The 25454-nt window shown below is 46.1% G+C and carries 24 protein-coding genes; 12 read left to right on the top strand and 12 right to left on the bottom strand.

The window, feature by feature from the left end:
- Positions 1-3 precede the first annotated feature (3 nt).
- Positions 4-756, top strand: a complete 753-nt coding sequence (locus MF542_RS05630; protein WP_247016839.1) for a sulfite exporter TauE/SafE family protein — start codon at positions 4-6, stop codon at positions 754-756.
- On the opposite strand, the gene lepB is transcribed toward MF542_RS05630, so the two are convergent.
- Complete coding sequence (gene lepB, locus MF542_RS05625) at positions 746-1219, bottom strand: signal peptidase I (RefSeq protein WP_247016837.1); 474 nt, start codon at positions 1217-1219, stop codon at positions 746-748. The two genes, MF542_RS05630 and lepB, sit on opposite strands and share 11 nt — an antisense overlap.
- Before the next feature lie 103 nt (positions 1220-1322).
- Here lepB and MF542_RS05620 point away from each other — a divergent pair, with 103 nt between their 5' ends.
- The 4 genes from MF542_RS05620 (at position 1323) to MF542_RS05605 (ending at position 7532) form a co-directional block, all read left to right on the top strand.
- Complete coding sequence (locus MF542_RS05620) at positions 1323-1871, top strand: hypothetical protein (RefSeq protein ID WP_247016835.1); 549 nt, start codon at positions 1323-1325, stop codon at positions 1869-1871.
- A gap of 89 nt (positions 1872-1960) precedes the next feature.
- A complete protein-coding gene (locus tag MF542_RS05615; RefSeq protein WP_247016833.1) occupies positions 1961-4774 on the top strand; it encodes a M16 family metallopeptidase in 2814 nt (937 codons plus the stop codon).
- Between the two features lie 181 nt (positions 4775-4955).
- Positions 4956-6023: a fatty acid desaturase family protein gene (locus tag MF542_RS05610; RefSeq protein ID WP_247016831.1), complete on the top strand. Its 1068-nt coding sequence runs from the start codon at positions 4956-4958 to the stop codon at positions 6021-6023.
- 132 nt (positions 6024-6155) lie between these two features.
- On the top strand, positions 6156-7532 hold the full coding sequence (locus tag MF542_RS05605) for an amidohydrolase family protein (RefSeq protein ID WP_247016829.1): 1377 nt from the start codon (positions 6156-6158) through the stop codon (positions 7530-7532).
- 40 nt (positions 7533-7572) lie between these two features.
- On the opposite strand, the gene MF542_RS05600 is transcribed toward MF542_RS05605, so the two are convergent.
- The 7 genes from MF542_RS05600 to MF542_RS05570 all read right to left on the bottom strand — a co-directional run bounded on the left by MF542_RS05600 (position 7573) and on the right by MF542_RS05570 (position 14980).
- On the bottom strand, positions 7573-7962 hold the full coding sequence (locus MF542_RS05600; RefSeq protein ID WP_247016827.1) for a nuclear transport factor 2 family protein: 390 nt from the start codon (positions 7960-7962) through the stop codon (positions 7573-7575).
- A 60-nt stretch (positions 7963-8022) separates the two neighbouring features.
- Positions 8023-8466, bottom strand: a complete 444-nt coding sequence (locus MF542_RS05595; RefSeq protein ID WP_247016825.1) for a YiiD C-terminal domain-containing protein — start codon at positions 8464-8466, stop codon at positions 8023-8025.
- Positions 8467-8595: 129 nt separating this feature from the next.
- Complete coding sequence (locus MF542_RS05590; protein ID WP_247016823.1) at positions 8596-9786, bottom strand: ABC transporter permease; 1191 nt, start codon at positions 9784-9786, stop codon at positions 8596-8598.
- A 13-nt stretch (positions 9787-9799) separates the two neighbouring features.
- Positions 9800-11089, bottom strand: a complete 1290-nt coding sequence (locus MF542_RS05585) for an ABC transporter permease (RefSeq protein WP_247016821.1) — start codon at positions 11087-11089, stop codon at positions 9800-9802.
- Entirely contained in the window at positions 11086-11781 is a 696-nt protein-coding gene (locus tag MF542_RS05580) for an ABC transporter ATP-binding protein (RefSeq protein WP_247016819.1), read from the bottom strand. The genes MF542_RS05585 and MF542_RS05580 overlap by 4 nt, the downstream gene beginning before the upstream one ends.
- 25 nt (positions 11782-11806) lie before the next feature.
- Positions 11807-12865: an efflux RND transporter periplasmic adaptor subunit gene (locus MF542_RS05575; RefSeq protein ID WP_247016817.1), complete on the bottom strand. Its 1059-nt coding sequence runs from the start codon at positions 12863-12865 to the stop codon at positions 11807-11809.
- A 267-nt stretch (positions 12866-13132) separates the two neighbouring features.
- Positions 13133-14980: an alkaline phosphatase D family protein gene (locus MF542_RS05570; RefSeq protein WP_247016815.1), complete on the bottom strand. Its 1848-nt coding sequence runs from the start codon at positions 14978-14980 to the stop codon at positions 13133-13135.
- Between the two features lie 283 nt (positions 14981-15263).
- On the opposite strand from MF542_RS05570, the gene MF542_RS05565 reads away from it, so the two are divergent.
- Complete coding sequence (locus MF542_RS05565) at positions 15264-16826, top strand: EAL domain-containing protein (protein ID WP_247016813.1); 1563 nt, start codon at positions 15264-15266, stop codon at positions 16824-16826.
- Between the two features lie 27 nt (positions 16827-16853).
- Here the strand turns inward: MF542_RS05565 and MF542_RS05560 are convergent, their stop codons facing one another.
- The 3 genes from MF542_RS05560 to MF542_RS05550 all read right to left on the bottom strand — a co-directional run bounded on the left by MF542_RS05560 (position 16854) and on the right by MF542_RS05550 (position 19359).
- The gene (locus MF542_RS05560) at positions 16854-17903 is read right to left on the bottom strand and encodes a saccharopine dehydrogenase family protein (RefSeq protein ID WP_247016811.1); all 1050 of its coding nucleotides are present in this window, start codon (positions 17901-17903) and stop codon (positions 16854-16856) included.
- Between the two features lie 36 nt (positions 17904-17939).
- Positions 17940-18632: a glutathione S-transferase family protein gene (locus tag MF542_RS05555; RefSeq protein ID WP_247016809.1), complete on the bottom strand. Its 693-nt coding sequence runs from the start codon at positions 18630-18632 to the stop codon at positions 17940-17942.
- Between the two features lie 103 nt (positions 18633-18735).
- A complete protein-coding gene (locus tag MF542_RS05550; RefSeq protein WP_247016806.1) occupies positions 18736-19359 on the bottom strand; it encodes a TetR/AcrR family transcriptional regulator in 624 nt (207 codons plus the stop codon).
- 95 nt (positions 19360-19454) lie between these two features.
- Here MF542_RS05550 and MF542_RS05545 point away from each other — a divergent pair, with 95 nt between their 5' ends.
- The 4 genes from MF542_RS05545 to MF542_RS05530 are packed head-to-tail and all read left to right on the top strand — an operon-like array spanning position 19455 to position 22420.
- Positions 19455-20255: a peptidylprolyl isomerase gene (locus MF542_RS05545; RefSeq protein WP_247016804.1), complete on the top strand. Its 801-nt coding sequence runs from the start codon at positions 19455-19457 to the stop codon at positions 20253-20255.
- The gene (locus MF542_RS05540; protein ID WP_247016803.1) at positions 20255-21421 is read left to right on the top strand and encodes a HupE/UreJ family protein; all 1167 of its coding nucleotides are present in this window, start codon (positions 20255-20257) and stop codon (positions 21419-21421) included. The genes MF542_RS05545 and MF542_RS05540 overlap by 1 nt, the downstream gene beginning before the upstream one ends.
- A 7-nt stretch (positions 21422-21428) precedes the next feature.
- The gene (locus MF542_RS05535; protein WP_247016801.1) at positions 21429-21956 is read left to right on the top strand and encodes a GNAT family N-acetyltransferase; all 528 of its coding nucleotides are present in this window, start codon (positions 21429-21431) and stop codon (positions 21954-21956) included.
- A gap of 17 nt (positions 21957-21973) precedes the next feature.
- Positions 21974-22420: a GNAT family N-acetyltransferase gene (locus tag MF542_RS05530; protein ID WP_247016799.1), complete on the top strand. Its 447-nt coding sequence runs from the start codon at positions 21974-21976 to the stop codon at positions 22418-22420.
- A 30-nt stretch (positions 22421-22450) separates the two neighbouring features.
- On the opposite strand, the gene MF542_RS05525 is transcribed toward MF542_RS05530, so the two are convergent.
- Positions 22451-23611 (bottom strand): glutathione S-transferase family protein, encoded by a 1161-nt coding sequence (locus MF542_RS05525; protein ID WP_247016797.1) that lies wholly within the window; start codon positions 23609-23611, stop codon positions 22451-22453.
- Positions 23612-23712: 101 nt separating this feature from the next.
- On the opposite strand from MF542_RS05525, the gene MF542_RS05520 reads away from it, so the two are divergent.
- Positions 23713-24621 carry an alpha/beta hydrolase gene (locus tag MF542_RS05520; RefSeq protein ID WP_247016796.1) on the top strand — a complete coding sequence of 303 codons (909 nt, stop codon included), beginning with the start codon at positions 23713-23715 and terminating at the stop codon, positions 24619-24621.
- Between the two features lie 13 nt (positions 24622-24634).
- Positions 24635-25450, top strand: coding sequence for an SDR family NAD(P)-dependent oxidoreductase (locus MF542_RS05515; protein WP_247016794.1), 816 nt, complete (start codon positions 24635-24637; stop codon positions 25448-25450).
- The last annotated feature ends 4 nt before the right edge of the window (positions 25451-25454 follow it).

Here is a 25454-nt window from a genome sequence, read left to right as displayed (position 1 = left end):
TTTATGCTTGATGTATTTTCAGAGCTTGGCTGGCTTCAGATTTTAGGGATGGCAGGCGCAATATTTGCGGCTGCCGTTTTGCGTGCGTTCACAGGGTTCGGATTTGCACTCGCGGCTCTTCCTGTGCTCAGTTTATTTTTAGCGCCGGGAACAGCTGCTAGCATCGTTGTGCTGTTAACACTGGGCGTTTCGCTTCAGACTTTTCGGTCTTACGCCAAGGATGTTGAAGTAAAGCCAATGGCTTTGGTTGTTATGCTTTCTGCAATTGGGACCATACTCGGGACACAGATACTGCTATTCATTGATCCTGAAATGTTCACCATCACTATCGGTGTGACAGTAATGGTTGCGTGCTTCTTGCTAACGCGCTTTAAACCTGAGCATACAGAAATAGGTGGTGTGAAAGCCTGGGTTGCTGGGGTGACTTCGGGGCTGATGAATGGTGCCGTAGCAATCCCTGGGCCGCCGATTATCGTTTATGCAATGGCAGTATTTGCGGAAGCGAAAGATAGCAGGGCATTCTTGATGATGTTTTTCCTGTTTTCGGCTGTTTTTGCAGCAATTACATATAGCTTGAATGGTATTATGACCCTGAAGGAGCTTGTTTTGTTTGCTACTGCATACCCCGCAATGATGATTGGTGACAGAGTGGGGTTTTGGTTATTTGAAAATTACGGCACGGCGGCATACCGTAATATCGCAATTGGGGCGCTTTTTGTTGTGGGGGCAGGAATAACTTTAGATGCTATTCTTTAAACGGCTCTGCGTTTGATACCCAACCGAGAATTTGTCCTTCGCTGATAAGGCCAACACGGGCTGAATCTAAACTCCCGGGATGGCCCAGAACTAGATACCCTTTTAGCGGGCCTTCAGTTTCCATTTTTTTTAAGCGAGTTTTGTAGGCGCCAAGAAGCTTGTATGTGCGTTTGAAGGGGGTAACAGCTTTTTCGCCGTTCACGGAAAAACTGCCATCTTTATGCACAGTTACTTTGTCGCCAGGGAAACCCCATAATTGTTTAATGATGGCGTTTGGGGTTTCTTCATGCGTAAAAACCAGGTGGTCATAGCGCTTAAAGCCTTCACAACCCATACTTCTGATGCTGATGGCTTGCTTATCCCATAGGATGCCCTGCATGGAATTTCCGGTAACGGATGACGTTGTGATTTCACAAGACGTGTCGCTTAGAAGGAGTGCGGCAGAAAAGAGAACAGCAATCATGTAATACCTGATCTTTATACGTCGTTAGTTTTCAAAATTGAACTCTGCGGAGTTTATGGTAAAAAATACACCATTCAAGCATTGATTAGGATGGGGAAACTTTATGCGGTTTTTAGTAGTAGGGCTACTGTTGGGGATGTCGGTAGCGGCGAGTGCGCAAGATAGAGCAGCACCAAGCCCTTTTGATGATAGGGGCGGGTTGCCTGTGCCTGAAACGGTGGAGGATTTGAAAAATCTTACTCTGGATTTTTGGCTGAAGTTTAGAAGAACCAATCAGGCGGCTTATAATTATATTAATGAAGCTGCGGACTTTCGGGCATATCAATATGTGTGCAAACGTCATCAGTTGAATATTGATATTGAGCCTTTAACCCTGCTTTCTAAACAATATGTAAAACAGGTTATTCCTGCACATTTTACTGAACCTGAAATTGATATCGTTAACAGCCTGCAAGGTGATGCTCAGGCGGCATTTCTAGAGGATATGGCAGGTGATATTATGTCTTTTGAATACGGTAACCGTATCGCTCAGCAAGATACAAAAATCCGTGATAGTGGTGAGAGTAAGATGACATTCTGCCAAGATGTTGAGACAACTTATAAAGAAAAATATGTCGCACTTCTTGCAACGGCGCAGCGCAGGTTAAAGTAATTATTAGGAAATAGCCTCCATATTGCCGTAGTTTTTGTGCAAAGCTGCGGCAATGTTATTTTGGGTATATATTGAAGGCTGATTTTCTTATGCGTAAGTTTGTTTTTATAGCGTTACTGTTTTTTGTTTCCTTCCAGCAAGCTTACGCCGCAGGTACTGTTCAGTGGCCTCATACAACCAGTAACCTGAAACCAGATCCGAAAATCAAATACGGTCAACTTGCAAACGGCATGCGTTATGCCGTGATGGCAAATGAAGGTCCAGCTGAACAGGCGGCTATCAGATTTTTGATAGGTGTTGGTTCGCGCTATGAATATGATAATGAACGCGGTATCGCACATTTTGTTGAACACATGGCTTTCAATGGTTCAAAGAATGTTCCTGAAGGTGAAATGGTAAAAATCCTTCAGCGTCACGGTCTGGCGTTTGGTGCTGATGTGAATGCATCTACTTCTTACGATCAAACGATTTACCAGCTTGATCTGCCCAATGTAAAACAGGAGACGCTGGATGCATCTTTTATGCTCATGCGTGAGGTGGCAGGAAATATAACCTTTGATGCTGATGCAATTGAACGTGAACGTGGTGTTGTGCTTGCCGAGAAGCGCGGTATTAACCCACATGCTCTTGCAACATATGAAGCGCGTATTGATTTCCTTTTAGCTGACTCTCGTCTTATGAAGCGCCGCCCGATTGGTACTGAAGAGGTAATCTCAACTGTGCCAAGAGAAACTATGGTGGATTTCTATAATGCTTTTTACCGCCCGGATAACGCGTTTTTCGTGATCGTTGGCGATATTGATGAAGCGGCTATAGAGGAAAAAATCAATGCAGTGTTCGGTGATTGGCAGCCAGTAGGTGATGCGCGCAATCTCGAGTATGCAAAGGATACTGCGAACCTAAAGAATGATGCCCCAAAGGCTAAATTTCATTACGGTGAAAAAGATACGCCAAGTATCAGTATGTCTCTTTATTCCCCTTATGAAAAAACGGAAGATACTGTCGAAACTCGGGTCGAGAACCTCGTGAAGCGCGCAGCACACTCGATTGTTGCAAACCGGATGACAGATTTAGTGCGAGAAGGAAAGGCTACCTTCCTGGGGGCTGGTGCAAACTTTGGCAGTGTTTATGAAGTTGCACAGAGCGCTACATTGTCGGCCTCTTCTGAACCTGAAAAATGGGAACAATCTTTTGTTGAAGCCATCGTGGAGCTTCGCCGTGCACTGGAATTTGGTTTTACGCAGGCTGAAATTAAAGAGCTGCATGCCAACTGGCGTACAAGTTATGAATACGGTGTAAATGCAGCAGACAAGCGCCCTAATGGTGGTTTGGCGAATTACATTCTCGGTAGTTTTCACAGTAATAGCGTTGCCACTGCGCCGGATACAAACATGGAAGTGTTCGAACGGTATCTGCAACAGGTTACGGCAGATGCAATGCTGAATGCGATGCGTGAGATTTGGTCAAAAGCCCATCCAAAATTCTTCTTTGTAAGCAATGAACAGGTGGAAAACGCAGAAGCCAGAATAATGGCTGCGGTAGCAGCGGCCGGGCAGGTTGCAGTGACACCGCATGAGGATGGTGAGGTTAAAGCTTTCGCTTATACGGAGTTTGGCCCAGCAGGAAAAATTGTTTCTCGTACGCCTATTGCAGGTACTGACGGTGAAGCAGTTCTTTTTGAAAATAATGTCATGCTGAATATTATGAAAACCGATTATCAGGATGATACGGTTCAAATGCGAGCAAGGTTTGGTGGAGGTGTTATTGCCACACCGCAAGATAAGCCAGGCATTAATATCCTGATGGGAACAGTATTCACGGGTGGTGGCCTTGGCGCACATAGTGCGACAGATCTGAGAAAGGTCCTGGCAGGCAGAACGGCTTCCGCGAATATTGCGGCCGGGCTTGATAACTACAGCTTCCGTTCGGCAGTTACACCAAAAGACGTGCTTCTACAGTTGCAGCTTTGGGGCGCATACTTGCTTGATCCTGCCTACCGTAAAGAACCCTTAGTGCAGTTCCGGAAGTCTGTAGAAACAATATATCAATCCCTTGATAGCTCGCCGGGAGCTGTAGCGGGTAATCAGGTCGGCCGTTTGATTTATAGTGGCGACAACCGCTTCTTCCTGCCTGAGAAAAATGAACTGCTGGCGATTGATGAACAAAATGTTCGCACCCTTTTGAAGGAACCTCTTACTGCCAGTGCTTTGGAGGTAACAATCGTGGGTGATATTGATGTGGAAGAAACTATAGACGCTTTCGCACAAACACTTGGTGCTTTACCGCTCCGTGAAGCGATGCCTCGCCCCTATGACACGGGACGCGAAGTTCATTTCCCATCGGCAGGCACGGAAGTACTTACTCACCAAGGTGGTAAAGAGCAGGCCATTCTTCAGATGTACTGGCCAACTGTAGATTATTCCGACATTACGCGCAGTGCGAAACTGGATATTCTGACGTCCGCTTTAAACCAGAAGGTGCGTGACGCGGTACGTGAACGTGTTGGTGCTGCTTATGCACCGAGCGTGAGTAACCTTGAATCAAATGTATTCCCTGATTTCGGCTATATTGCTGTTGGAGCAGATCTTGATCCAAAAGATATCAGCCAGATTATTGATGTGGTGAATGCTGAAATTTCTGAGGCGGTAGCAAATGGCTTCACGGACGATGAGATTGAGCGTGCACGCAAGCCGCTTCTGGAAGGTGTTCAAGCCAGTATGAAATCTAACAATCATTGGCTTAGCCGCATCAGTCGGGCGCAAAGCGAACCTGAGAGCGTTCAGCGTATCAAGATTGTGGAAGCGGGTTGGAAGGAAACTACCAGCGAGGATATGCAGGAATTGGCCGCTAAATATCTTCAACCAGAGAAAGCCTTTATCATTAAGATTGTGCCAACGGAATAGGGTAGGGCTTGTTTGCCATAATTTAATCCTTATTTCATGGCTGATAGAGGCACAGAGGTTTAGTGCGTCAATTTTGACCACGGTCAAACCCAAAGCTTTTGATGTAAGCTAGTGAAAACTATGATATCAGAGCGCCCAACCTCGATGGTGAGGTGCACATTAGTTGAGTTCGGAGAAAGAAATGTCTACGGATGTAACTCAGATGGAATTTCCTCTGAGAGAAGCACGAAAAATTGTTAAAGAGCTGCAAACGCCTAATCCTACAATCTACTGGGTAGATTTTATGGTGAGCAATATTATTGGCTGGGCGGCCATCTGGATGGCCACGATCAGTCCATTTATGTCAGGTATGCAGGTTGCCGGCGTACTTGTTGCTGCTGTTGCGCTTTACCGTGCCGTTATTTTCATTCACGAGCTTTCTCACCTGAAACGCAATACCTTTAAGCTTTTCCGTTTTGTGTGGAATGCTACATGTGGCGTGCCGCTTATGGTGCCTTCTTTCACCTATGCTGGTGTGCACATTGATCATCATAAGCCGCAGATTTACGGCACCAAAGAAGATGGTGAATATCTGCCAATTGGTATTGAGACGCCTTGGAAACTGCCGCTTTATATTATTGTGGCGGGTGTGGTACCTATTGTATTTGCGTTCCGCTTTATCGTACTTACGCCGATTTCATATTTGCATCCGAAATTCCGTGAACTTCTATGGCGTCATGTATCTTCGCTTACCGTTGATCTGATGTACGAGCGTCCTGAAAGCACTAAGCAGAATGACCGTACATGGGCACTACAGGAATGGGGTGCGTGTTTGTTCGGGCTTGCAGCAATCGCTGGATTTTATACAGGTGTATTACCACTTGAACTTTTAGGTGTTTGGTATGCGGTGGAAGTGGTGATTTTCATCCTGAATACTGTTCGCACGTTTGTTGCTCACGCATATAAAAACCCAGGTGATGAACGTATGTCTCGTACAGAAGAGTTTTACGATTCTATCGATGTGCCTGGTAACCCGCTTATTACCCCGCTTTGGGCGCCTGTTGGGCTGCGGTTCCACGCTACACACCATTTGTTCCCAAGTATGCCTTACCACCATCTTGGTGAAGCACGTAGGCGTTTGATTGCGGAACTTGAGGATAATCGTCCGTATCTGTATGCGACCCGTAAGAACCTGTTCGTTGCTCTTGCCCGATTATGGAAAGAAGCTAAAGAAGCGCAGCGTGAAGTGAAGGTAAAGCCTGCGGAATAGGCTATCTTATATAAAGTTTTGAGGCTCGCATTATTGCGGGCCTTTTTTATGCCTCACAGGAAGGTGTTTGCTCCTCTTGTTGACTGAGTTGAATATTTTTGTTCAGCTTTGCTCGGAAAAGGGGAGAGTTTCATGAAAAAATTGATACTTGCTTGCGCGCTTGCCACCAGCATGCTTACAGGCGATTTGTTAGCTGGCGATAAAAAAGCGCTGGTTGGCGGGCGGCTTATTGATGGTTTTGGTCACAGACCAATCGCCAATAGTGTTATTTTAATTGATGGCGACCGTATCGAGAAGGTCGGTACAGTTAAGACACTCCAGGTGCCTGATGGTTATGAAGTGATTTCAACGGAAGGCATGGATGTGTTGCCGGGGCTTTGGGAAAGCCATGCCCATCTTATGCTCAGCGGGCACAGTGATTATCCTTATTGGGATAAAGCATATATCCATAAATTATCTAGTGAGATTATGCCGGCTACCGCTCAGCATCTGTTGCTTGCGGGTGTTACCTCTACGCGCGATCTTGGTGCACCGCTTGAAGATACAGTATCTCTGAAAAAGCGACTGGATGATGGCACAATTTCGGGGCCGCGTGTTTTTGCGTCTGGCCCTTTCCTTCAATATGAGGTACCCGCTGGCACCGAGGCTTTCCGTTGGTCTGTTAAAACAGTGAAGGAAGCAAAATCTCGCGTTAATCAGCTGGCTGATAGCGGGATGGAGATCATCAAGCTGATTGATCAGGATAAGATGGACCTGAAGGTAGCGCAGACCATTGTTGATGAAGCGCATAAGCGCGGTATGAAGGTTGTTGCTCATTCCCACAGACCAGATGAAATCAGACGCGGTTTGGAGATCGGTGTAGATAATTTTGAACACACAGGGTTAACCACAGCGCCTGAGTATCCCGCCGATATTATGGAAAAGCTCAAGGAACGCACCGCAAAAGGCCGAGTTGCTGGTGGCCCGCTTTACTGGACACCAACCGTTGAGGGACTTTTTAACTATGACCTGACAGTTGATAACCCAGAGAAACTGGATAGTACATGTTGGCACCGTGGGTTAGAGCCAGAAACGATTGCAGATATCAAAGCATCAATTTCAAACCCGGGGCAGCTTGGGTATTCCGCTCTAACGCCGCTTAGAAAACCAACGCTGAAGAAAAAAATAAGCCAACTAAGAGAAGCAGGCCTTGTGTTTCTTGTGGGAACAGACAGCGGTATTCCAATGAAATTCCACTGCCAAAGCACATGGAATGAAATGGCGGCATGGGTTTATGAATTTGATATCCCGGTGATGGATACCATCCGTTCCGCTACATATTGGCCGGCGGTGATGATGGGTGTTGATAAAGACCTTGGTACTATATCAGCTGGTAAGTACGCTGATATTATCGCTGTTGAAGGTGATGTGCTCCGTTATATCAACCTGCTTTCAAAGGTGGATTTTGTTATGAAGGGCGGTACCGTTTATAAGACGAACGGCCAGCCTGTTGAAGATAACCTGAAGTAAGAAAAAAGCCCCGTGATAAGCGGGGCTTTTCATTTAAGGGCTATGCAACACCGTCGAGCTTAGGCCCCAAGGCTTGTGCAAGTGCCATCAGGCCGTTCATTGGGCGGATGAGAACTTCAATCTCAGCGAGCTGACCATCATCATTGAGCGTAATACGGTCGATACCCTTTAAGTTTTTACCCTCAACTTCAGTATTGAATTCAAGGATAACTTCGTTCCCGCTGATCCATTCTTTTGTATAGGTCAGTCCCTCAAAGGTTTCGGTTACCGCTTTGAGTACAGCGACCACCTTTGCTTTACCTTCTCTGGGCCGCCAGAAGGCTGGAGATAGTAGGGAGGCATCATCTGCGATGATAGAGGATAGTAACTCAAGGTCTTGATCATGAACGGCCTTGTGCCATTTTTCTAAAAATACAGCTGTGTCTGCCATAAAAAAACTCCCTCAATAATCATCTTGAAGATGATGTAGGCCGAGCTGCTTTATTGGCAATCATTCTGGCACGATGGCGGCGAAAGTACCTGTGTAATCCAGCGCTAGTTCATCATCCTGATAGATGTGGGCTGTAAGCTGAATACGGGCCTTACCTCGGCGTTCAAATGTGCGAATAAACTGCTGCCAGCGGCGCTCGTCTGGCAAACTGGCATAGGCTGTGAAATCTGCGGTTACGGGTTTAATGTAATCAATATTACTGTTGGTGATAACGATCTCACCAGTATTGGTCATCCCTCGCAGGTTTATGTGCAGTAAGCTCCAGCATGATAGGGTGGCGATGGCTTGCAGGCTGCCGCCAAAGGCCGTGCTTTTGTGATTGATGTTAATGTTAAGGGGGGCTTTTACAGCTACCGTTTCATTTGATGCCTCTATAACTTCAGCGCCCATTGCTTTTGAAATTGGGATATGGCTGAAAAGATAATCCTGAAGTTCTTTTTGCATAATGAAATCCGCTTAATCAGTAATTAGTCAGGGAAGCGAAATTATTAGCAGTTTCCGTAGCGTCATCAATGGTAAATATGAAAAAGGCAGAGACAAAGCTCTGCCTTTTGTTTTGGCTTGTACGCTTAACTAGTTAGCTCCTCGGAAGGCAACAATCACTGGCAAGCGAGCAGCTCTCGCAGCTGGGAAAATGCCGCCAATGAGACCAATACCTAAAGCAAGGAAAGCACCGTTGATAAATAGGTCTGTAGTTAGTTCAAACTTAAACACCACTTGCGTAAAGCTTGCGCCAAGAGTGGACGCAGATAAACCGTCCATAAACAGGTAGGATGCCATTGCGCCAACAAAGCCGCCTATTACCGACAGCACTATAGATTCTGCCAGCGTGCCAAAGAAAGCAGAGGTGTTACTAAAACCAATGGCTCTTAGTGTGGCAATCTCTCCTGCACGGTTGGCAACGGATGTGTACATGGTATTAAGAGCGCCGGCGAGAGCGCCAACAGACATGAAAATACTAATTATCCAACCAAAGATAACAATGCCGTTCAGTGCCTCTCCTTGCTGCGCAAAATAATCGGCCTCTGTTACTACATCAAGGAAGAGGCGAGGGTCATTTTCAACCATCTCAGCCATGCCGGAGACGTCGTCTGGTGTCTCAAGTAGTACCCGTATGGTTTGGAAGGAACTGCCTCTTTGGAATTGGCTTTGAAGTGTTGGTGCATCAGCCCAAAGTTCACTTTCGAACGCGTTACCTCCTGTTGAGAAGGTTCCAACTACTTCCCATTCGGTTTTACCAAAACGTACAGTGGTGCCAAGTTCAAATCCGGCGAACTCACGGAGTACACCTTCACCAACAATAATCTCATTTTTACCGGTTTCAAACATGCGACCAGAGGTAATAGAAACCTGATCCCTTAATTCAAAACCAACTGATGAAATACCGCGCATTGGCAGGTTAACTTCAGTACCGCTTGTTTTTTTGATCCCGTCCACGATTACATAAAGTTCCGGAGAATATATCGGGTCACCGTTTGCATCTTTTGCAATGCCGGGAGCGGTTGTTACGATATTGATCGTTTCGCGGCTTAATACGCTGTTTAGCTCAGACTGAGAACCACTGCGGGTTACAATAGCCACAGTGTTTGAGCCTGAACCTTCAAGTGTTTTTGAAAAGCCTTCTGTCATCGCAAGGAAGGACAGTAGTACAGCAACCACAACAGCTACAGCAAAGATAGCTGCGAGTGACATCCAGATACGCTGGCCGATACTGGTGATATTCATCACGATAACGACCCAGATTTGTGAAAGGATTTTCGTCATGTCTCGTTCCTTTCTAGTTACGGCTGAGCGCAGTGATAATGTTGAGACGGAGGGCATTCACCGCGGGAATAATGCCTGTGATGAAGCCGAGTAGCGCCATGTAAGTAAATGCTTCAATAGCCAGGTCAGGTGTCATGATAAGCGTTGGTAGTTGGATTGGTGCATTGTTTACCACGCCTATCATTCCCATGGCTGCAAGCATACCCAGGCTGCCACTCATGATAGACAGCAGGAAGCTTTCTCCTAGAACCATTCGGAAGATCCGGGGGGATGTAAAGCCCAGTGTTTTAAGCACGCCGATCTCGCTGGTGCGTTCTCGTACAGCCAGTACCATTGAGTTCCCAACGATAACTAGAATGATGAAGAATGCCGCCAAGACAACTGAAGAAAGGATCAGACGGATATTGCCAATTTGCTCAATGAAACCTTTATTGAATACCTTTTCAGGTACCGTTTCAGTTTCAAATGGTGAATTGGCGAACAAGTCATCCACCTGTTTGATAACGGCTTCATTTAGATCTGGGTCTTCGGTTTTAATCGCCATGAAGCCAATGAAATTACCGCCAAACGACTGTGTTTCATTAAAATACTTATAGTGGAAGTATATTGAATTTGTATCAATCTGGGGATCAGACCCGGTATAAATACCGACGATGTCAAAGTCCCAGTCAGAAGAACCATCCTGCTGTGAGAATATGTTTGAATTTAAAGGAATACGCTGTCCTACTTCCCAGCCGTTTAGGCGAGCTATAGATTCTCCAACGATTAGTCCTTGGCGATTGCCAAGCCATGCGGCTTTTGCTTCCTCACTCATGACAAGGTCTTCACCGTAGACATCGAAAAAGCTGCCTTCATCAACAGCAAATGTAACGATGACATTCTGCGGGTCTTGATAGTAACCGCCAAACCAATTGAGATGGGTAACGCTGGCTACACCTTCCATTGGGCGTACGCGGTTTACGTAGCTGATTGGTAGAGGCTGCGTGAAGTTGATCTTGTTCACGGACACCAGACGATCATCAGCAGATAGTTCAACACCAGCATCAAATGCGTTCTGGAAGGCTGTAAGCGTACCGTAAATGGTAAAGGCTACAAAAATAGCCAGCATAGTAAGGGATAACCTTAGCGGTTTTCTTGTCAGGTTTTTATAGACGACATAAAAGCCTGTAGACATTGCAATGGCTTCAATAACAGCATTTAAACCTGTTACTTCCCCAAGTTTCCAAAGTATCCAAAAAGGTACCCAGACGGGTGCCGTTATTATCCTGAATACCCATTTTAGTAATGTAAGGACGCCGTTCATGCCACCAAGTCCTTCTCGACGAATTCACCTTTATCCAGGTGAAGGGTACGTTTGGCATATTTGGCGGCGGCTGGATCGTGCGTTACCATAACAATGGTTTTGCCAAACTCCCGGTTCAGAAGTTGAAGCATTTCAAGAATTTCATCTGCGGTTGCGCGGTCCAGATCACCTGTTGGTTCGTCACAGAGAAGTAGTTTCGGATCAGAAACAATAGCCCGGGCAATAGCGACACGTTGTTGCTGCCCCCCAGACATTTCATTGGTCATATGTTTAGCGCGGTCAGACAGGCCAACAAGTTCCAAAGCAGCTTCAACGCTTTTTTTGCGCTGTTTACTATTTAGGTTTGTAAGTAAGAGAGGGAGTTCAACATTCTTGGCTGCATTAAGCATTGGCATCAAGTTATAGAACTGGAAAATGAAACCGATATTATTAGCGCGCCATTTGGCAAGATTGCCCTCAGAAAGTTTATCAACGCGGCTACCATCAAACCAAACTTCACCACCTGTTGGCTGATCAACGCCTCCAAGCATATTGAGAAGTGTGGTTTTACCAGAGCCTGAAGGGCCCATGATAGCAAGAAAATCGCCTTTTTCTATGCTCATATCCAGGCCATCAAAGATGGTGATTTTTTCTTTACCTTTAACAAAGCCCTTTGACACTTTTTGAAGGCTGTAAAGTGTTTCGTCTGTCATGTTGGTCCCCTCTGATCAACGTCAGTTATGCTTTTAGAAAGGCTACTTTCACGCCCATATCTGGCAGGATGCGCGGATCACTTGATTCTAGCCTTATGCGTACGCGTACTGTGGCTTTTGCCCTGTCAGCTGTTGGAATAATGGCAATTACGGAAGCTGGAATTGTCCAATCAGGATAGGCATCAAGTTTTGCTTCTACTCGTTGGTTTGGCTTTACCCGACCAATGAAAGATTCTTGCACATCTACTTCAATTTCAAGCGAAGCCATATCAACGATGGTGCAGATACCTGTTCGAGTGAAACCTCCGCCAGCAGAACTCGGTGCAACGATCTCGCCGGTTTGTGCGTTCTTCACAGTTACTACACCAGCAAATGGCGCGCGGATTGTGTGATCATCAAGCAGTTCTTGTTGGCGCTGTGCTTCAACACGTGAAACTTCAATATCAGCTATGGCGGTGGCAAGATTTGCTTCCAGGCTGGCAACGCTCGCTTGCGCGCTGGTTACTTGAGCGACACTGGAGAATTCATTTTTTACCAGGTCTTCTCTACGTGCGAGAACACGTTTTGCTTCCTCAAGGTTAGCTCGAATACTGGCGACGCGTGTTTCTGAAGCCCTGACTTGCGCTTGAGCAAACCTGAGGTTGGCTTGCGGGATCGCACTATCCAGTTCTGCCAGAACTTGACCCTTTTCTACCATCATACCTTCTTCAACATATACTTCGGTGATAAGGCCAAGTGTTTGGGCAGAAACAGTTGCAATACGGCGGGCTGTAATATAGCCAGCGGCATCCAATACTTTATTATTTCTTGCTGTTACAGAAGGTGCTGGCTTGTTTGGAGCAGCTTCAGTAATCTTACCACTGTCTTCGGTTGTTTGTGCTTCAGTATGTAATAAAGTTTGTGGTGGGGCTGCTGCTTCTGTGTTGATTGTTTGATTGCCCAATAGAGCATAGGCACCAAGCCCACCTCCGCCGAGCGATAGAAGCGCAACGATAATAACGGTTACAATTGATACGCCGCCGGAGGGTGTTTCCTCTTCCCGTTCAATCTTGAGCTGGTTTAACAGCTCGCTTTTGTCTGACATTGTTAACTCCCCAAACAAAGTGCCTCACTGCTGGCCCATGTGAATATGGTATCATATTAGATCAGCAGAGGATAACTATATAAATATGTATATAGTAACTCAAAACTCAGGTGCAACATCCATACTGTTTCAGATGTCTTTTTAAGAGTCACTCTTAATTTTAAAAAAAGTGGTCATGAGTTTTACGGGAGTTAGTTTTATTGGATCGGTATGTCAGTAAATGGCAGTAGGGGTAGGATTTTCACCCACCCCTTTAGGATTGGCGTGTTATGTGAGCGTGTGTTTACCAGCTTTTGAAACTAGCTTTTTGCCGGTTTCAACAGAGCATTCTTTTTCGAGAACCGAGGAAACATAGAACCACTCAGCAGAGATTTCCTCTGGCCTAATAGTAAGTTCTAGCCAGCCACGGTCTTTACCGTTCATGTGCACCAGTTCCGGGCTGGCATCCATGAGTGCCTTTTCAACAATATTGGTTGGGGCAGGGAGATAAGATTCTAAGCCGGGTGAGCTGACACTTGGTGTGCCGAGCTCAACTGCAACATTATCTCCCGCTTGATCCGTGAGGTTGAAGGCCCAAGCATTGTGAGTATCGCCCGCGAGGAATACAGCATTGTTCGCATGTTCTTTAATGGCTTTAAAGGCGCGTTCTCTGGCAGCTGGATAACCGTCCCATGCATCAAGATTGAGGGGCATACCCATTTGGCCCAACATACGCATAAACGCGATGACCTCTTTGGAAACATATTTGGATTTACCAATATCAATATGCTCATCGGCGATAGATGGCATCCCCAGCTTACCAGCGAGAACCTGTTGTCCAAGGATTTGCCATGGTTTGCCAGCAGCTTTTGATTTTTGAAGCTCTTCCGATAACCAATTTTCTTGAGTGCTGCCTAAAAGTGTGCGTTCTTCGTAGCGCAGCATTTCTTTGTTGAATTTTTCCACATCTGGCAGGTAACTGAAACCCTTTGGAAGTTTCTTAGGGTCCAGCTTTTGAATTTCCGCAAGGTTTGTCATTGGAACAGGTTGTTTTCCGCGAAGATCAAAAGGTACTGGAATAAATTTAATCGCAGCTGCAGGAATATTCTTCAGTGCTGCAGGGTCTAGTACCGCTACTGGGTTTGCCTGATCTGAGAAATTAAACGGAATAGAGCGGTAAGGTAGGTCTTTCTGATAGTCGTAACCCCGGTCACGCCCGATATTTCTTGTATCCAGCATGATGAGTGATGCGAGATCACCGAATTCAAAAGTACGGTATATGGCATCACCGTTCATTGCGGTTGTTTCGCGAATTGGCATCCATTCATAGTAGGCTTTCATGGCGGCTTTTCGGCGTGCGGCAAACGGGCCTTCCCCTTCATTGTGGTTTTGTGCACCATCTTTCCAGGTATCATTTGCTACTTCATGATCATCCCAAACACAGATGAAAGGATGAGCAGCATGAACTGCCTGCAGATCATCATCGCTGCGGTAAAGGGCGTAACGTGTACGGTAATCATCCAGCGAGATGATTTCAGTTTTAGGCTTTACTGTGCGCCCTTTTTCCTTAGCTTCCGGGTTATCATATGTGCCGTCACCATATTCGTAGATGTAGTCGCCGAGGTGAAGTACAGCATCAAAAGGTCGGGCAGCTACCTTACGGTAAACATTGAAATACCCTTGTGGGTAATTAGAGCATGATACCACTGCCAATTTTGCTTCCTTTGCGTCGGCCGGCAATGTTTTGGTAGAACCTGTTGGGCTAACAGCATTCCCAACTGAGAAGCGGTAATAATATTGGGTACCAGATTTTAGGCCTTTAACATCTACCTTGACGGTGAAATCTCTGGATGGTCCCGTTTTGAAACTACCTTCTTTAATTACACTCTCAAACGAAGGGGTTTCAGATATTTGCCATGTGCCAGAAATATTTTTGTTAGCAATATCTTCGCTGTAATAGCGGGTCCAGATGATAACAGCATCCTGAAGAGGGTCGCCGCTCGCAACCCCATGATGAAAGCCCGCTTTTGTAGCAGCTCTTGCTGCGGTGCCTGCTGTTGCCAACAGAGCTGTGGTTGCACCGATACCTGTAAGAATATGCCGCCTGTTCGGCCCTGAAACTGGCTTGTTAAACATAAATATATCTCTCTTAATGACAGTGATTAGAGGAGACAATGGCGTGCCCAAAACTGGAAATCAACACTTATGATTTTACATTTTGGTTAACGTTACACACTAGAGTTTAGTTATTCGTGCTCTCGTTTTGACTGTTTGGTTAGGAAGTTTACCTTTTCCTAACTGAATCTGTGCCAAATAGGTTTAGGAGACATGATGAATATGGGCATTAGAGTTCATTTGTTTTTTTGTGGGGGTATTCTTTTCGGTGGCTAATATTGCAGGCAAAGTCCCAGGAAGGTTTTTGGGCTACGCGTTTTGCGTAGGCGATTTGCTGTTGGAACTGGATAAAGATTATAAGGTTCTGAATGCAGATGGGGCTGTGAAAAGCACATTGGGTATCACGCCCGACCAGTCTTTTTGTTTTCTTGATCTACTTACGGAAAAAGGCGCGGGGATTATTACCTCTGCCGCTAAAACCTTAACGGGTGCCAACCGGCTTGGTCCTTTTATGGTTTCAGTTGGCGGTGAAGGAACGGTTCGAGAACGCTATTCCATTTTCATGTCTAAACTGCCACATACGCCGGATGAACTCTATATTGTATTATCCAAGCCTTATCGCTTGGGCCAAAAAGAAAGTAGCAATGTTTCATCCACGGTTTCTCCAGCTCAACTAGAAGAGAATAAAGCTGAGTTCTTTGAACGACTGGAAGATTTGTTTGAAGGCAATCCCGAAGCTGAAGACAATATGCAGGTAACTGTTATTGAAGCTGGGGATGGCGAAAGGCTGGATACTGGCCAGCAGCGTGACCTGGAAAATTATCTGAAAAGCTTTTCTGTGGGCGGCAGCCATGCAGCCATGCTGGCTAACGACAAGTTTGCTTTTGTTCATGAACGTAAAGAGGGCAGTGAAAAGGTTGATTATGTTGAGACCATCAAGAAAGCAACGGGTGTTGCTCTTGAAGCTGCAACAATTAACGCTGCTGATGCGAACTTAAGCGAAAAAGATAGCATGCGGGCGCTTGCTTTCAGTTTGCAGCAGTTTGCAGATGGTTCGGATGGTTTTGATGTTTCGGAAATTGCGGCGAAAAGCGATGAATTAATTGGTGGCACTGCTGAACGTGTGAAGGCTTTTCGTAAGGTTCTTGATGAAGGTGCTTTTTCGCTTGTATATCAGCCAATTGTGAATTTGAAATCTAACGATGTTCATCACTATGAAGCGCTCGCTCGTTTTGACTTGCCAGAGATGATCGGTAGTCAATGGGAAATGATCCGCTTCGCTGAAGACGTTGGATTGATCCTCGAGTTTGATAAAGCAGTTCTTTACCGTACCATCCGGAAAATTAGAGAGCTTGGTAATGTTGGTGAAACGCCTTCAATCGCCGTCAATATCTCTGGACGGTCTTTATCTGATACAGAATTTAAGCTGGATTTAGTCGCTACTCTTAAAGGTAATAAAGACCTGAAGCGTTATCTATCAATTGAGATCACAGAGTCTGCAAAAATTTCAGATTTGGATTCTCTTGGTGAGGTTCTAAGTGAAATTCGCAATGAAGGCTTCCGGGTATACTTGGATGATTTTGGCGCAGGAGCTTCAGGTTTTCAGTATCTCAAGAAACTACAGATTGATGCGCTGAAAATTGATGGAGATTATGTGCGAAATGCCACGGAAAGTAAGGAAGACAGAGCTTTCTTAAGATCAATGGTTACTTTATGCCGAGATTTAGGAATTGTAACTGTAGGTGAGTGGGTTGAGACAAAAGAGCATGCTGAGTTGTTGCGCAGCATGGGTGTGGATTTTGGCCAAGGATACTATTTTGGTAAACCTAATGCCGGGCTGGTAATGCCAAAGGCAAAAGCAAGTTAAAGAAAAAGGGGCTTGTAGCCCCTTATTTTATAAATCCTTTATAGAGCAACCTTTTAAGTCTTTTAACAGTTCCACTCCAAAAGCTCTGGATGGTGTTTGAAAGCCCGGTTTTTCGTTGGTTGCGAGTATCTTTTCTGCACAAGTTACGGCTGAGTCTGCGGTGAGTGAATATCCGTTAGGGCAGCTAAGCATGGAACGGTAAATGGTGCCATCTTTATCAGTTACTTCCGCTAGAATTTGTGTACCAGCTTGGGCGCGCTGCTCCGCTGTTGGGCCAGCTGGCATTTCATCAATTTTCTTTTTGAGGAAGTTTTGCACAAACTTGCGCCGCATTAACCAACCGAAGTTCTTACTCATCTTTGCCATGCTCTTAATAGGGCCGGCATTTGGGAAATATACGTCGATATTATCAATACCTGTGCTGTGGTATGCCGTTGATACATCCCCCCATGATACGCCGATGAATTCATGGTTCTCGCCGTCAAATTCAAAACTACGGAACATTGGTTTTGATGTTTTACTGATTTGGCCGCCTCGGCGAATACTTGTGCCAGTGCCAAGCGATTCCACACCCGTTTTTGCGGTGCCGCGAGAAGCGCCACCCAGACCAAAGATCGCAAGAGTAAGGTCTGTAGGGTTAGCGGCTCTCTTTGCTGTATGAGCTGCAATACAGTCACTGGGAACCACATCAAAACCTACACCAGGAAGAAGGGTGACACCTGCTTTCTCTGCTTTGTCAGACTTACTTGCAGCAAGTTCAAAAACAGCGATTTCTCCAGTTACATCAAGGTAATGCGTGCCTGTTGCAATGCAGGCATCTGTCATCTGATCTGCTGTTGCAGAGAAGGGGCCTGCCACGGAAAGCACCAGTGCTTTATCCTGTAACGCGGCCTCAACTGCATGCTTGTCGCCCACAGAGAAAGCTGCCCACGGTAGACCAAATTCTTCAGCAATAGCTTTCACCTTCTCAGCATTTCTACCGGCCAATGTGGGTTTTAAGCCTCTGGCTTTGGCTTCTTCTGCGATAAGACGGCCTGTGTAGCCTGTAGCTCCATAGATCATCCAGTTATCTGACATGGGTAGTTCCTCTTCAGTGGACTTTAACGATATTGCCTAGAGACCTTCGGCAGGATCTAGTTCAATCTTCTTCATTTCTGCAAAGTATGTGGCAGCCCGCATGTGAAGCCCTGCAAAGCTTTCTTTCTGGCCAACACGGCGCATGAAGGCAGCAAGGTTAGGCCAGCGTTCAGCGGATGGTGCGTATCCAGTGAATGCAAGGTTGCCGTACTGAACAGCAACTGAAATATCAGCGATGGAGAACATGTCTCCAGCTAACCACTCTTTGCCTTCAAGTTCGCCCTCAATATAATCATGGATGGTGGGTAGAGTGTTACGGATTACTTCGATAGCGCCTTCAAGGTCAGGTGCTTGTTTAGCCATTTGAGGAAAAACAACTTTGCGGAATACACCAAGGCCTATTTTACTGGCCATTTCGCTATCAGCATATTCTTCGAACCACATGGCACGGCCGTATTCAACTGGATCAGATGGCATCAAAGAGTTTTTAGAGTATTTGCGTTCGATGTAATGAACGATAGCGCTGGAATCAGGCAGTACAAAATCATCGCCGACATCAGAATCCTTCAAAACCGGAATTCTGCGGGCAGGGTTCATTTTTGTGAATTCATCCCCAGCACCAAACGGGCTTAGATTTTCAATATCGTAAGCAACGCCTTTTTCATTAAGTACCGTGCAGACTTTTCTAAAGAATGGTGATCCTGCCAGACCACATACTGTCAACCCCATGTGAACTCCCCTTGAGCTGAATTTTGATAGTAGTTTCAAAGTAAGCTAGCGCGAAAAGTCTACCTGACTAATCACGCTTCTGTAATTTCGTGGGAGGCTTCTATCAGCCTTCAACCACAGCAATGGTACTGTTGATGACAAACTCAATCATATCTTCAAGTGACCGTTTGTTTTCATCGTCTGAAAGGCACCAGCGGGTGAGGGACAATATTGTAAGGTCATAACCTACAGCTTGGCGTAGCTTGCGTTCCTCATTGCTTAGGTGTGCGAGTTTTTTATCATAAAACTGATACGCTAGATCGAGGCCCTTAATATCATATTCTTTGATGATGGCACGCAAGTCCCAGCTTGGTTGAGTGATAGCTTGCGCGAGAAAGATAAGATAGTTCTTACCGGCTGCATCATTTTCAATAAGCTCACAAAGCGGCAGAACCATTACTTCCAGGATTTCACGCATGCTGGGGTCATCGCTCAGTTTTTCAATCATTTCCTGACGGCGTTTATCCATCTGGCCAGTACGTTCATTGATGGTAGCGCTGATCAATCCTTCCTTTGAACCAAAATGATATTGAAGAGCGGATTGATTTCTTTGCCCTGCTTCTTGTAGGATTTCGCGCGTTGAAACATCAGCGAGACCATTTTGAGCAATCAATCTTTCTGCGGCTTCAATAAGAGCGGTTCGTGTAGCGTCTGCGCGTCTGGTCTTGCCATCAGATTGATTGGTCACGTGTGTCCCCTTATGGATTGTTTTTGTGCGTGGCTGACTATTTTAATGGTGACCATTAATGAACGCAAGCGTGTATTTAAAAAGGTGATAACAGAATGAAAAACAAAGAAGTTTTACTGTTTTTGGGGGCAGTGGCTGGTATTGCCTTGGCCGCAGTAGGGTCCGTTAATAGCGAAAATGATGTGTTCCCGCAAGATACGCTTGCTGTTGTGAATGGTGTTGGGATTTCTGAAAATCAATTGAAGGCTAAGATTGATCAAATCGAAAAAGCGCGTGAAGCGGCGCTAAGTGAAAACGAAAAATCTGCACTTCTTACTAGTTTAGTGAATGAGCAATTGCTTTTGGAGCGTGCGGCAGAACTTGGTTTAGCTGAAAGCGACGCTACGGTGAAGGCCACCATCATTGATGCCTTTAAAGAATTTATTATCAGTGAAAAAGAAGGCGCAGAAGTTGGAGAAGGTGAATTACGCGCTTTCTATGATGAGAATATCGGGCGGTATACACCTTCGCCCAAATATCTGATTTCGGCCTATCTGGCGAAGGCTGACTTTGGGGGTGACGTTACTGTTGATACTTTAAAAGCGAATGCTGAGGCGATTGAAATGCCTGACCGCCCTTTGCCTGCTGGTTTACTGAGGCGCTATCTGGGGAAAGATGCTTCTGCTCAAATAACACAAGTACAGGTTGGTGAGGTATCGGGCCCGTATAAGCGGTTAGGTGATTATCTTTATATGATTGTTGATGAGATTGAACAGCAATCGCCACGTAGTTTTGATGATGTGAAAGCGCTGGTTCAGGCGGATTATACTCGCATTGAAGGTGAAAAACTGTTCGCAGAGTATGTCGAGAAGCTCAGAGCGGAAGCTGATATCCAATTGAATGAGGCGCTGAGATAATGCGTCATATATTTTTATTATGTTTGATGCTGTTTGCCAGCGTTGCGGTAAAGGCTCATTCAATTGGTCGGTCCTCATCTTATTGGCATGTATCTGATGGCGGTGTGAAGGTTGATTGGAACTTGTCTGGAGCTGAGGCGGAAGCCTTAGTTGCGGATAAACTTGCAGATGGCATGAGCTTAAATGCTGCACTTTCTCAGTATGCCTCCAAGGTGATGAATATCACCGGTGAGAGGCAGTGTTCGGTGGAAGTGGAACAAGTGCGCGTAAAAGCTAATGGCGATTATGTTGTTTCACTGGTTGCTCATAACTGTACTGCTAGTTCTGCTTCACTTTCGCATTTGTTTGAAAGTGCGCCAAGCCACGTGCATTTGGCTCATATGGAAAATGGTGAGAACTTACTTTCTGTTGGAAAGCCAGTTCTTGAATTCGGTGAAGGTACTATAAGCGCCTCTCCTGTTGAATATGGAGGTTTAGGTGTTTTCCATATCCTTGAAGGTTTTGATCACTTAGCATTTCTTTTGGCGCTTCTTATTGCCGTTCGTACGGTGAAGGCACTGTTTTGGTGTGTGACAGGTTTTACACTTGGGCACAGCCTTACTCTTATCCTTGGGTCCCTGGGGGTACTTGACCCGATCCCTGAAGTGGTGGAACCGCTTATTGCCTTCACCATTGCTTTCACAGTGATTGAGCGAGCACTTCATGTAGCGGAGAAGCCGGGTAAAGTGTTTGTTGGGGCGCTTATGTTTGTTGGCGCTCTTGCTGTCGCTGATTATCTGCTCCTTCAAACTTTGCCGTTGCTCGTATGGGCTGGGATTGGGCTTTTGTCATACTGTGTTTGGGGTGCCGCAATGGAAGCCGAAGAAAAACAGCCGCGCTATATGCTTCCTATCGTAACCCTCGGTTTTGGCCTGCTGCATGGTTTTGGTTTCTATGGAGTGCTTTCTGAAATTGGTTTGCCGCAAACAGATACCATTTGGGCGCTTCTAGGGTTTAATGTGGGTGTTGAAATCGGGCAGCTGATCTTCCTTAGTGCTGCGCTCACGGTGGTGTGGATGCTGGACAAACTGGTTAAAGAAGCAAGACCTGTTTTGGAATTAGCGACAAGCGTGGGCCTTGTGATGGTTGGAATGTTCTGGTTCGCAGAACGTGTTTATCTGGGATGATGCCGCGTTGAAACTCATTACTCCAAGGCACGGAATGGCGCAGATGATTTCTGATTATTATCAGAATAACGAAGCACATCTTGCGCCTTGGGAACCGCTTAGGCCTGAAGGCTTTCATTCCGTGGATGCATGGGAAATACGTATTCAGAATAAGCTTGATGATATCGCTGAAGGTAAAGGTGTTTTCTTCTGCGTCATGGATGATGCGGAAGAAGAAATGCTTGGTATGTGTGAGCTTTCGAACATTGTGTTGGGGCCTTTCAATGCGTGTAATCTTGGCTTTTCCATCGCTCAGGCACATGAAGGTAATGGCATTATGTTCAATGCGGTGAGTGAAGTCGTAACGTTCGCCTTTGAAAAGCTTCATTTGCACCGGGTAATGGCAAACCATATGCCCGCAAACAGGCGCTCGGCAGCACTGCTCGAAAAGCTTGGGTTTGAAGAAGAAGGTCTAGCGAAAGCCTATCTGAAAATTGCGGGTAAGTGGGAAGATCATGTCCTGAGGGCAAAGATCAACCCGAGCACTTCAGAATAAGAAAGATGTATTAAGTTATGAATAGTGAAATCAGATATCAGACGTTTACGGAACTGACGAACGAGGAGCTTTACCGTATACTCCAGCTAAGGTCTGAAGTCTTTGTGGTTGAGCAGGACTGCGCTTATCAGGATATTGATGGCCTTGATCAAATATCAGTTCACTGTTCGATTGTTGAAGGTGAGGATTTAGCCGCTTATCTCCGGTATTTTATGAGCCCTGATGATAGTTCTGTAATGAAGCTTGGTCGTGTGATTGTGGCTGAGCAATATCGCGGTAAGAAACTGGGCGCCGTTTTAATCGCTGATGCAATTGATGTGATCAGGCAAACTGATGCCTCAGAGATATTCATCGCTGCACAAGCACACCTTCAGAAGTTTTACGGTGATCTTGGTTTTGTAACTTGTTCAGAGGTTTATGATCTCGATAACATTGACCATGTGGACATGGTGTTGAAGTTCTAAAAAAAGGGCGCTGTGGGCGCCCTTTTAGTTTTATTGGGTTTTGCCCCAAACCTCTTTGAAGGTATCGCGCTCAATTCTGCGTTTCGTTTTTAGATCAAGTATTTCCTCAAGACCAGTTTCTGATAGGTAGGAGCGAACTTCTTCAGCATCAGTGCTCGAAAGCGTAGCAAATGCATCTTGCACACGTTGTAGCATCCAAATGCTGTAATGGCGCGCCACAAGACTGAATTCCGTATCTCTGATGGTTGCTTTAAAGAAACCAAGCGAACGAGCATTGGCATCTTTGATAATAGCATCGCCTTCGTCAATTTCTGGATTATCAATAAGGTGCTGGTTGATAAAACCAACAAGCCCCTTCAGTTCAGGCAGATAATCCTTCGCGATTACTTTCAGGATAGGGGCAATTGTCTCCGGGATTTGATCATCATCATAGAATGCTGGTGCGAGATTAGGGAATTCGGGCATATCGGCATCAGATGCTGTCATGCGTTCCACCCAGCGCCAAACTCTGTTGGCTTTTTTCTTCATGATCATGCTAGGGGCAGGGTCTCTGCCCAGGTGCGCATAAAGTGGTGCATAAAGACCAAAGTCACCGATGGATGGAGTGCCGCCAAACAGATAAGGGTGTTTCAAGAAATGGGCGTTCAGTGCGTCGAGTAGATCATGATAACTGGCTTCAATAGCCCCTTTGGTTTCGTCAGTAATGCCAAGGGCCGGTAACAGGCCGCTCATTTTGGCTTTTGGCATGGCGGCTAACTGCTTTGCATCACCGTCTTCCGCCACCGGGTTCATGAAACGCCCGAACTCTAGCGAAATGAAATCATCATTGTCGTCATCAAAGTTCCAGCGGTAATGCATGGCAGGTTTGAGAAGGCCTTCATCACCGAATAGTTCAAAAATAAGGGACAGGATTTTCTGTCTGGGACCAGTGGGATAGGCGCTACCGCTATCGTGCTTGCTTTCAAGATAATCAATGATTTCTGTGGTGTCCTGAACCGTATCCCCGTTTTCTGCTTCAATAACCGGGATAACAATGCGGCCAACCTTCGGAACGATTTTTCCAAAATAGTCAGGATGGCTCTGGAGCCGTTCTGTATAGGATATGCCTTTCTTGCGCATATAGCTGCGGGCTTTGCCGGTATAAAGCGAAACAGGGCAGCCATACATAATGTAGGCAGATGAATTGGTCATATGTAGCTCCGGTCATTGACTATGTAATGATTGTCATTAATATGGCTCGCTGTGAAGGTGTCAAGGCACCTGAAGAAGTTGTGATTTGGAAGGGGAGCCATATGTCACTTCGTGCATGGTTAGTAAGACGCCAGATTAGGAAGGCTTTCAGGCCGAAGGAGCATAAAGATGCTTCACCTGAGATGCTTGGTAATCATTTTATTGAAGTTCTTGGCGGGATGGAAAAGCTCCTGCCACCGCCGCCTAAAGATGTTAAAATCGAAAAGGTGGATGAAAATGGTGTTAAAGGTGAATGGCTAAGCGCACCCGGTGCTCGAGAGGATCGCATCTTCTTTTATAATCATGGTGGTGGTTATGCGTGGGGTAGCCCCAAGGCATACCGTGAGTTGGCTTACCGTTTTTCGGCTGCTTCTAAATCAGTCGTATTCCTTCTTGATTATGGCCTTTCGCCTGAAGCGAAGTGCCCACAACAGTTAGAAGAAGGCCTTGCGGCATATGATTATGTTGTAGCGAAAAAGCCTGAGGCTTCTATCACCATGGGCGGCGATTCTGCGGGAGGCGGATTAACGCTTTCCATGGCGCACGCCATTAGGGATAGCGAACGCAAGCAGCTTGTAGCTCTTGCAATGATTGCACCTTGGACAGACCTGACAGGTTCCGGGAAAAGCACAACAGAGAATGCTGAAAAAGACAGCATGCTTGATCCGCGTGGGATCAGTTTTGCGGCAGACCAGTTCCGTGGCGACTGTGCCGTCGATGACCCGCGCTGTTCGCCGCATTTTGGTAGTCAGGCTGGGTTGCCGCCTATGATCCTTCAGGTGGGGCAAGATGAAATCCTCAGGGATGATGCCGTGCGGCTTGCTGAAATGGTGGAAAAGGAAGGTGGCACGGTACAACTGGACGTGTGGCCGAAGGTGCATCATGTCTGGCATTTCAGCGCGAGGATTATTCCGGAAGGCAAGCGCGCTATTAAAGATATTGGCAATTTTTTTGAACCATATTGGGGTTAATTAAGGGGGATTTATGAAAAACGCTTTCATTACAGGCGCAGGTTCAGGGATTGGGCGTGCACTCGCACATGCTTTGGCGGATCGGGGTTACGGTGTTTTCATCACTGATATCAATGAAGATAACCTCAAGAAGGTTGAGGAAGAGCTGAAACAGAAACAAGTGAACGTGCAGGCTCGCAAGCTTGATGTGGCCGATAAAGATGCTGTTTTTGCCGCGGCTGATGAAGCCGAGAAAACCCTAGGCCCTATTGATGCTACTTTCAATAATGCAGGTGTTTCGCTCTCAGATACAGTTGAGAAAATGAGCTATGATGATTTTGAATGGCTGATGGATATTGTGTTCTGGGGCGTTGTGCACGGAACCAAGGCTTTTTTGCCGAAAATGCTGGAGCGTAATAGCGGGCATATTGTGAACGTATCCAGTATCTTCGGGCATGTCGGTATCCCAAGCCAGTCTGCATATTGTGCGGCAAAGCACGCGGTGAAGGGTTTTAACGAGTCCCTCATGTACGAGCTGAAGGATACAAATGTGCAGGTACATTCTGTGCACCCGGGTGGTGTTGATACGGGGATCGTCTCCGGCGGCAGGCACCGCCACAATGTAGACGGTGAAGTGGATGCGGATGCTCTTCAAAAGAATTTTAAAACACTGGCGATTACCACACCTGATCAAGCCGCGGAGATTATCCTGAAAGGTATGGACCGAGGTGATTACCGTATTCTGGTGGGTAAAGATGCGCGCTTTATTGACCGTTTCCAGCGCTGGTTCCCGAACTTGTGGATTAACCGTTTCAAAAAGGAAATGGATAAAAAGAGCACAGCTTTTTAAAGCC

This window comes from Kordiimonas laminariae (assembly GCF_023008165.1).
Classification (GTDB): domain Bacteria; phylum Pseudomonadota; class Alphaproteobacteria; order Sphingomonadales; family Kordiimonadaceae; genus Kordiimonas; species Kordiimonas laminariae.
The sequence above is the reverse complement of the archived record's forward strand: the minus strand, read 5'-3'. Positions and strand labels throughout refer to the sequence as shown.

What these genes read in the sequence shown, in the direction of transcription:
- MF542_RS05610 (WP_247016831.1), top strand. Translation starts at nt 4,956, where the DNA reads ATGTCTACGGATGTAACTCAGATGGAATTTCCTCTGAGAGAAGCACGA.
- MF542_RS05600 (WP_247016827.1), bottom strand. Translation starts at nt 7,962, where the DNA reads ATGGCAGACACAGCTGTATTTTTAGAAAAATGGCACAAGGCCGTTCAT.
- MF542_RS05585 (WP_247016821.1), bottom strand. Translation starts at nt 11,089, where the DNA reads ATGAACGGCGTCCTTACATTACTAAAATGGGTATTCAGGATAATAACG.
- MF542_RS05615 (WP_247016833.1), top strand. Translation starts at nt 1,961, where the DNA reads ATGCGTAAGTTTGTTTTTATAGCGTTACTGTTTTTTGTTTCCTTCCAG.
- MF542_RS05580 (WP_247016819.1), bottom strand. Translation starts at nt 11,781, where the DNA reads ATGACAGACGAAACACTTTACAGCCTTCAAAAAGTGTCAAAGGGCTTT.
- MF542_RS05515 (WP_247016794.1), top strand. Translation starts at nt 24,635, where the DNA reads ATGAAAAACGCTTTCATTACAGGCGCAGGTTCAGGGATTGGGCGTGCA.
- MF542_RS05630 (WP_247016839.1), top strand. Translation starts at nt 4, where the DNA reads ATGCTTGATGTATTTTCAGAGCTTGGCTGGCTTCAGATTTTAGGGATG.
- MF542_RS05595 (WP_247016825.1), bottom strand. Translation starts at nt 8,466, where the DNA reads ATGCAAAAAGAACTTCAGGATTATCTTTTCAGCCATATCCCAATTTCA.
- MF542_RS05620 (WP_247016835.1), top strand. Translation starts at nt 1,323, where the DNA reads ATGCGGTTTTTAGTAGTAGGGCTACTGTTGGGGATGTCGGTAGCGGCG.
- MF542_RS05540 (WP_247016803.1), top strand. Translation starts at nt 20,255, where the DNA reads ATGCGTCATATATTTTTATTATGTTTGATGCTGTTTGCCAGCGTTGCG.
- MF542_RS05605 (WP_247016829.1), top strand. Translation starts at nt 6,156, where the DNA reads ATGAAAAAATTGATACTTGCTTGCGCGCTTGCCACCAGCATGCTTACA.
- MF542_RS05555 (WP_247016809.1), bottom strand. Translation starts at nt 18,632, where the DNA reads ATGGGGTTGACAGTATGTGGTCTGGCAGGATCACCATTCTTTAGAAAA.
- MF542_RS05575 (WP_247016817.1), bottom strand. Translation starts at nt 12,865, where the DNA reads ATGTCAGACAAAAGCGAGCTGTTAAACCAGCTCAAGATTGAACGGGAA.
- lepB (WP_247016837.1), bottom strand. Translation starts at nt 1,219, where the DNA reads ATGATTGCTGTTCTCTTTTCTGCCGCACTCCTTCTAAGCGACACGTCT.
- MF542_RS05530 (WP_247016799.1), top strand. Translation starts at nt 21,974, where the DNA reads ATGAATAGTGAAATCAGATATCAGACGTTTACGGAACTGACGAACGAG.
- MF542_RS05520 (WP_247016796.1), top strand. Translation starts at nt 23,713, where the DNA reads ATGTCACTTCGTGCATGGTTAGTAAGACGCCAGATTAGGAAGGCTTTC.
- MF542_RS05560 (WP_247016811.1), bottom strand. Translation starts at nt 17,903, where the DNA reads ATGTCAGATAACTGGATGATCTATGGAGCTACAGGCTACACAGGCCGT.
- MF542_RS05570 (WP_247016815.1), bottom strand. Translation starts at nt 14,980, where the DNA reads ATGTTTAACAAGCCAGTTTCAGGGCCGAACAGGCGGCATATTCTTACA.
- MF542_RS05525 (WP_247016797.1), bottom strand. Translation starts at nt 23,611, where the DNA reads ATGACCAATTCATCTGCCTACATTATGTATGGCTGCCCTGTTTCGCTT.
- MF542_RS05590 (WP_247016823.1), bottom strand. Translation starts at nt 9,786, where the DNA reads ATGACGAAAATCCTTTCACAAATCTGGGTCGTTATCGTGATGAATATC.
- MF542_RS05545 (WP_247016804.1), top strand. Translation starts at nt 19,455, where the DNA reads ATGAAAAACAAAGAAGTTTTACTGTTTTTGGGGGCAGTGGCTGGTATT.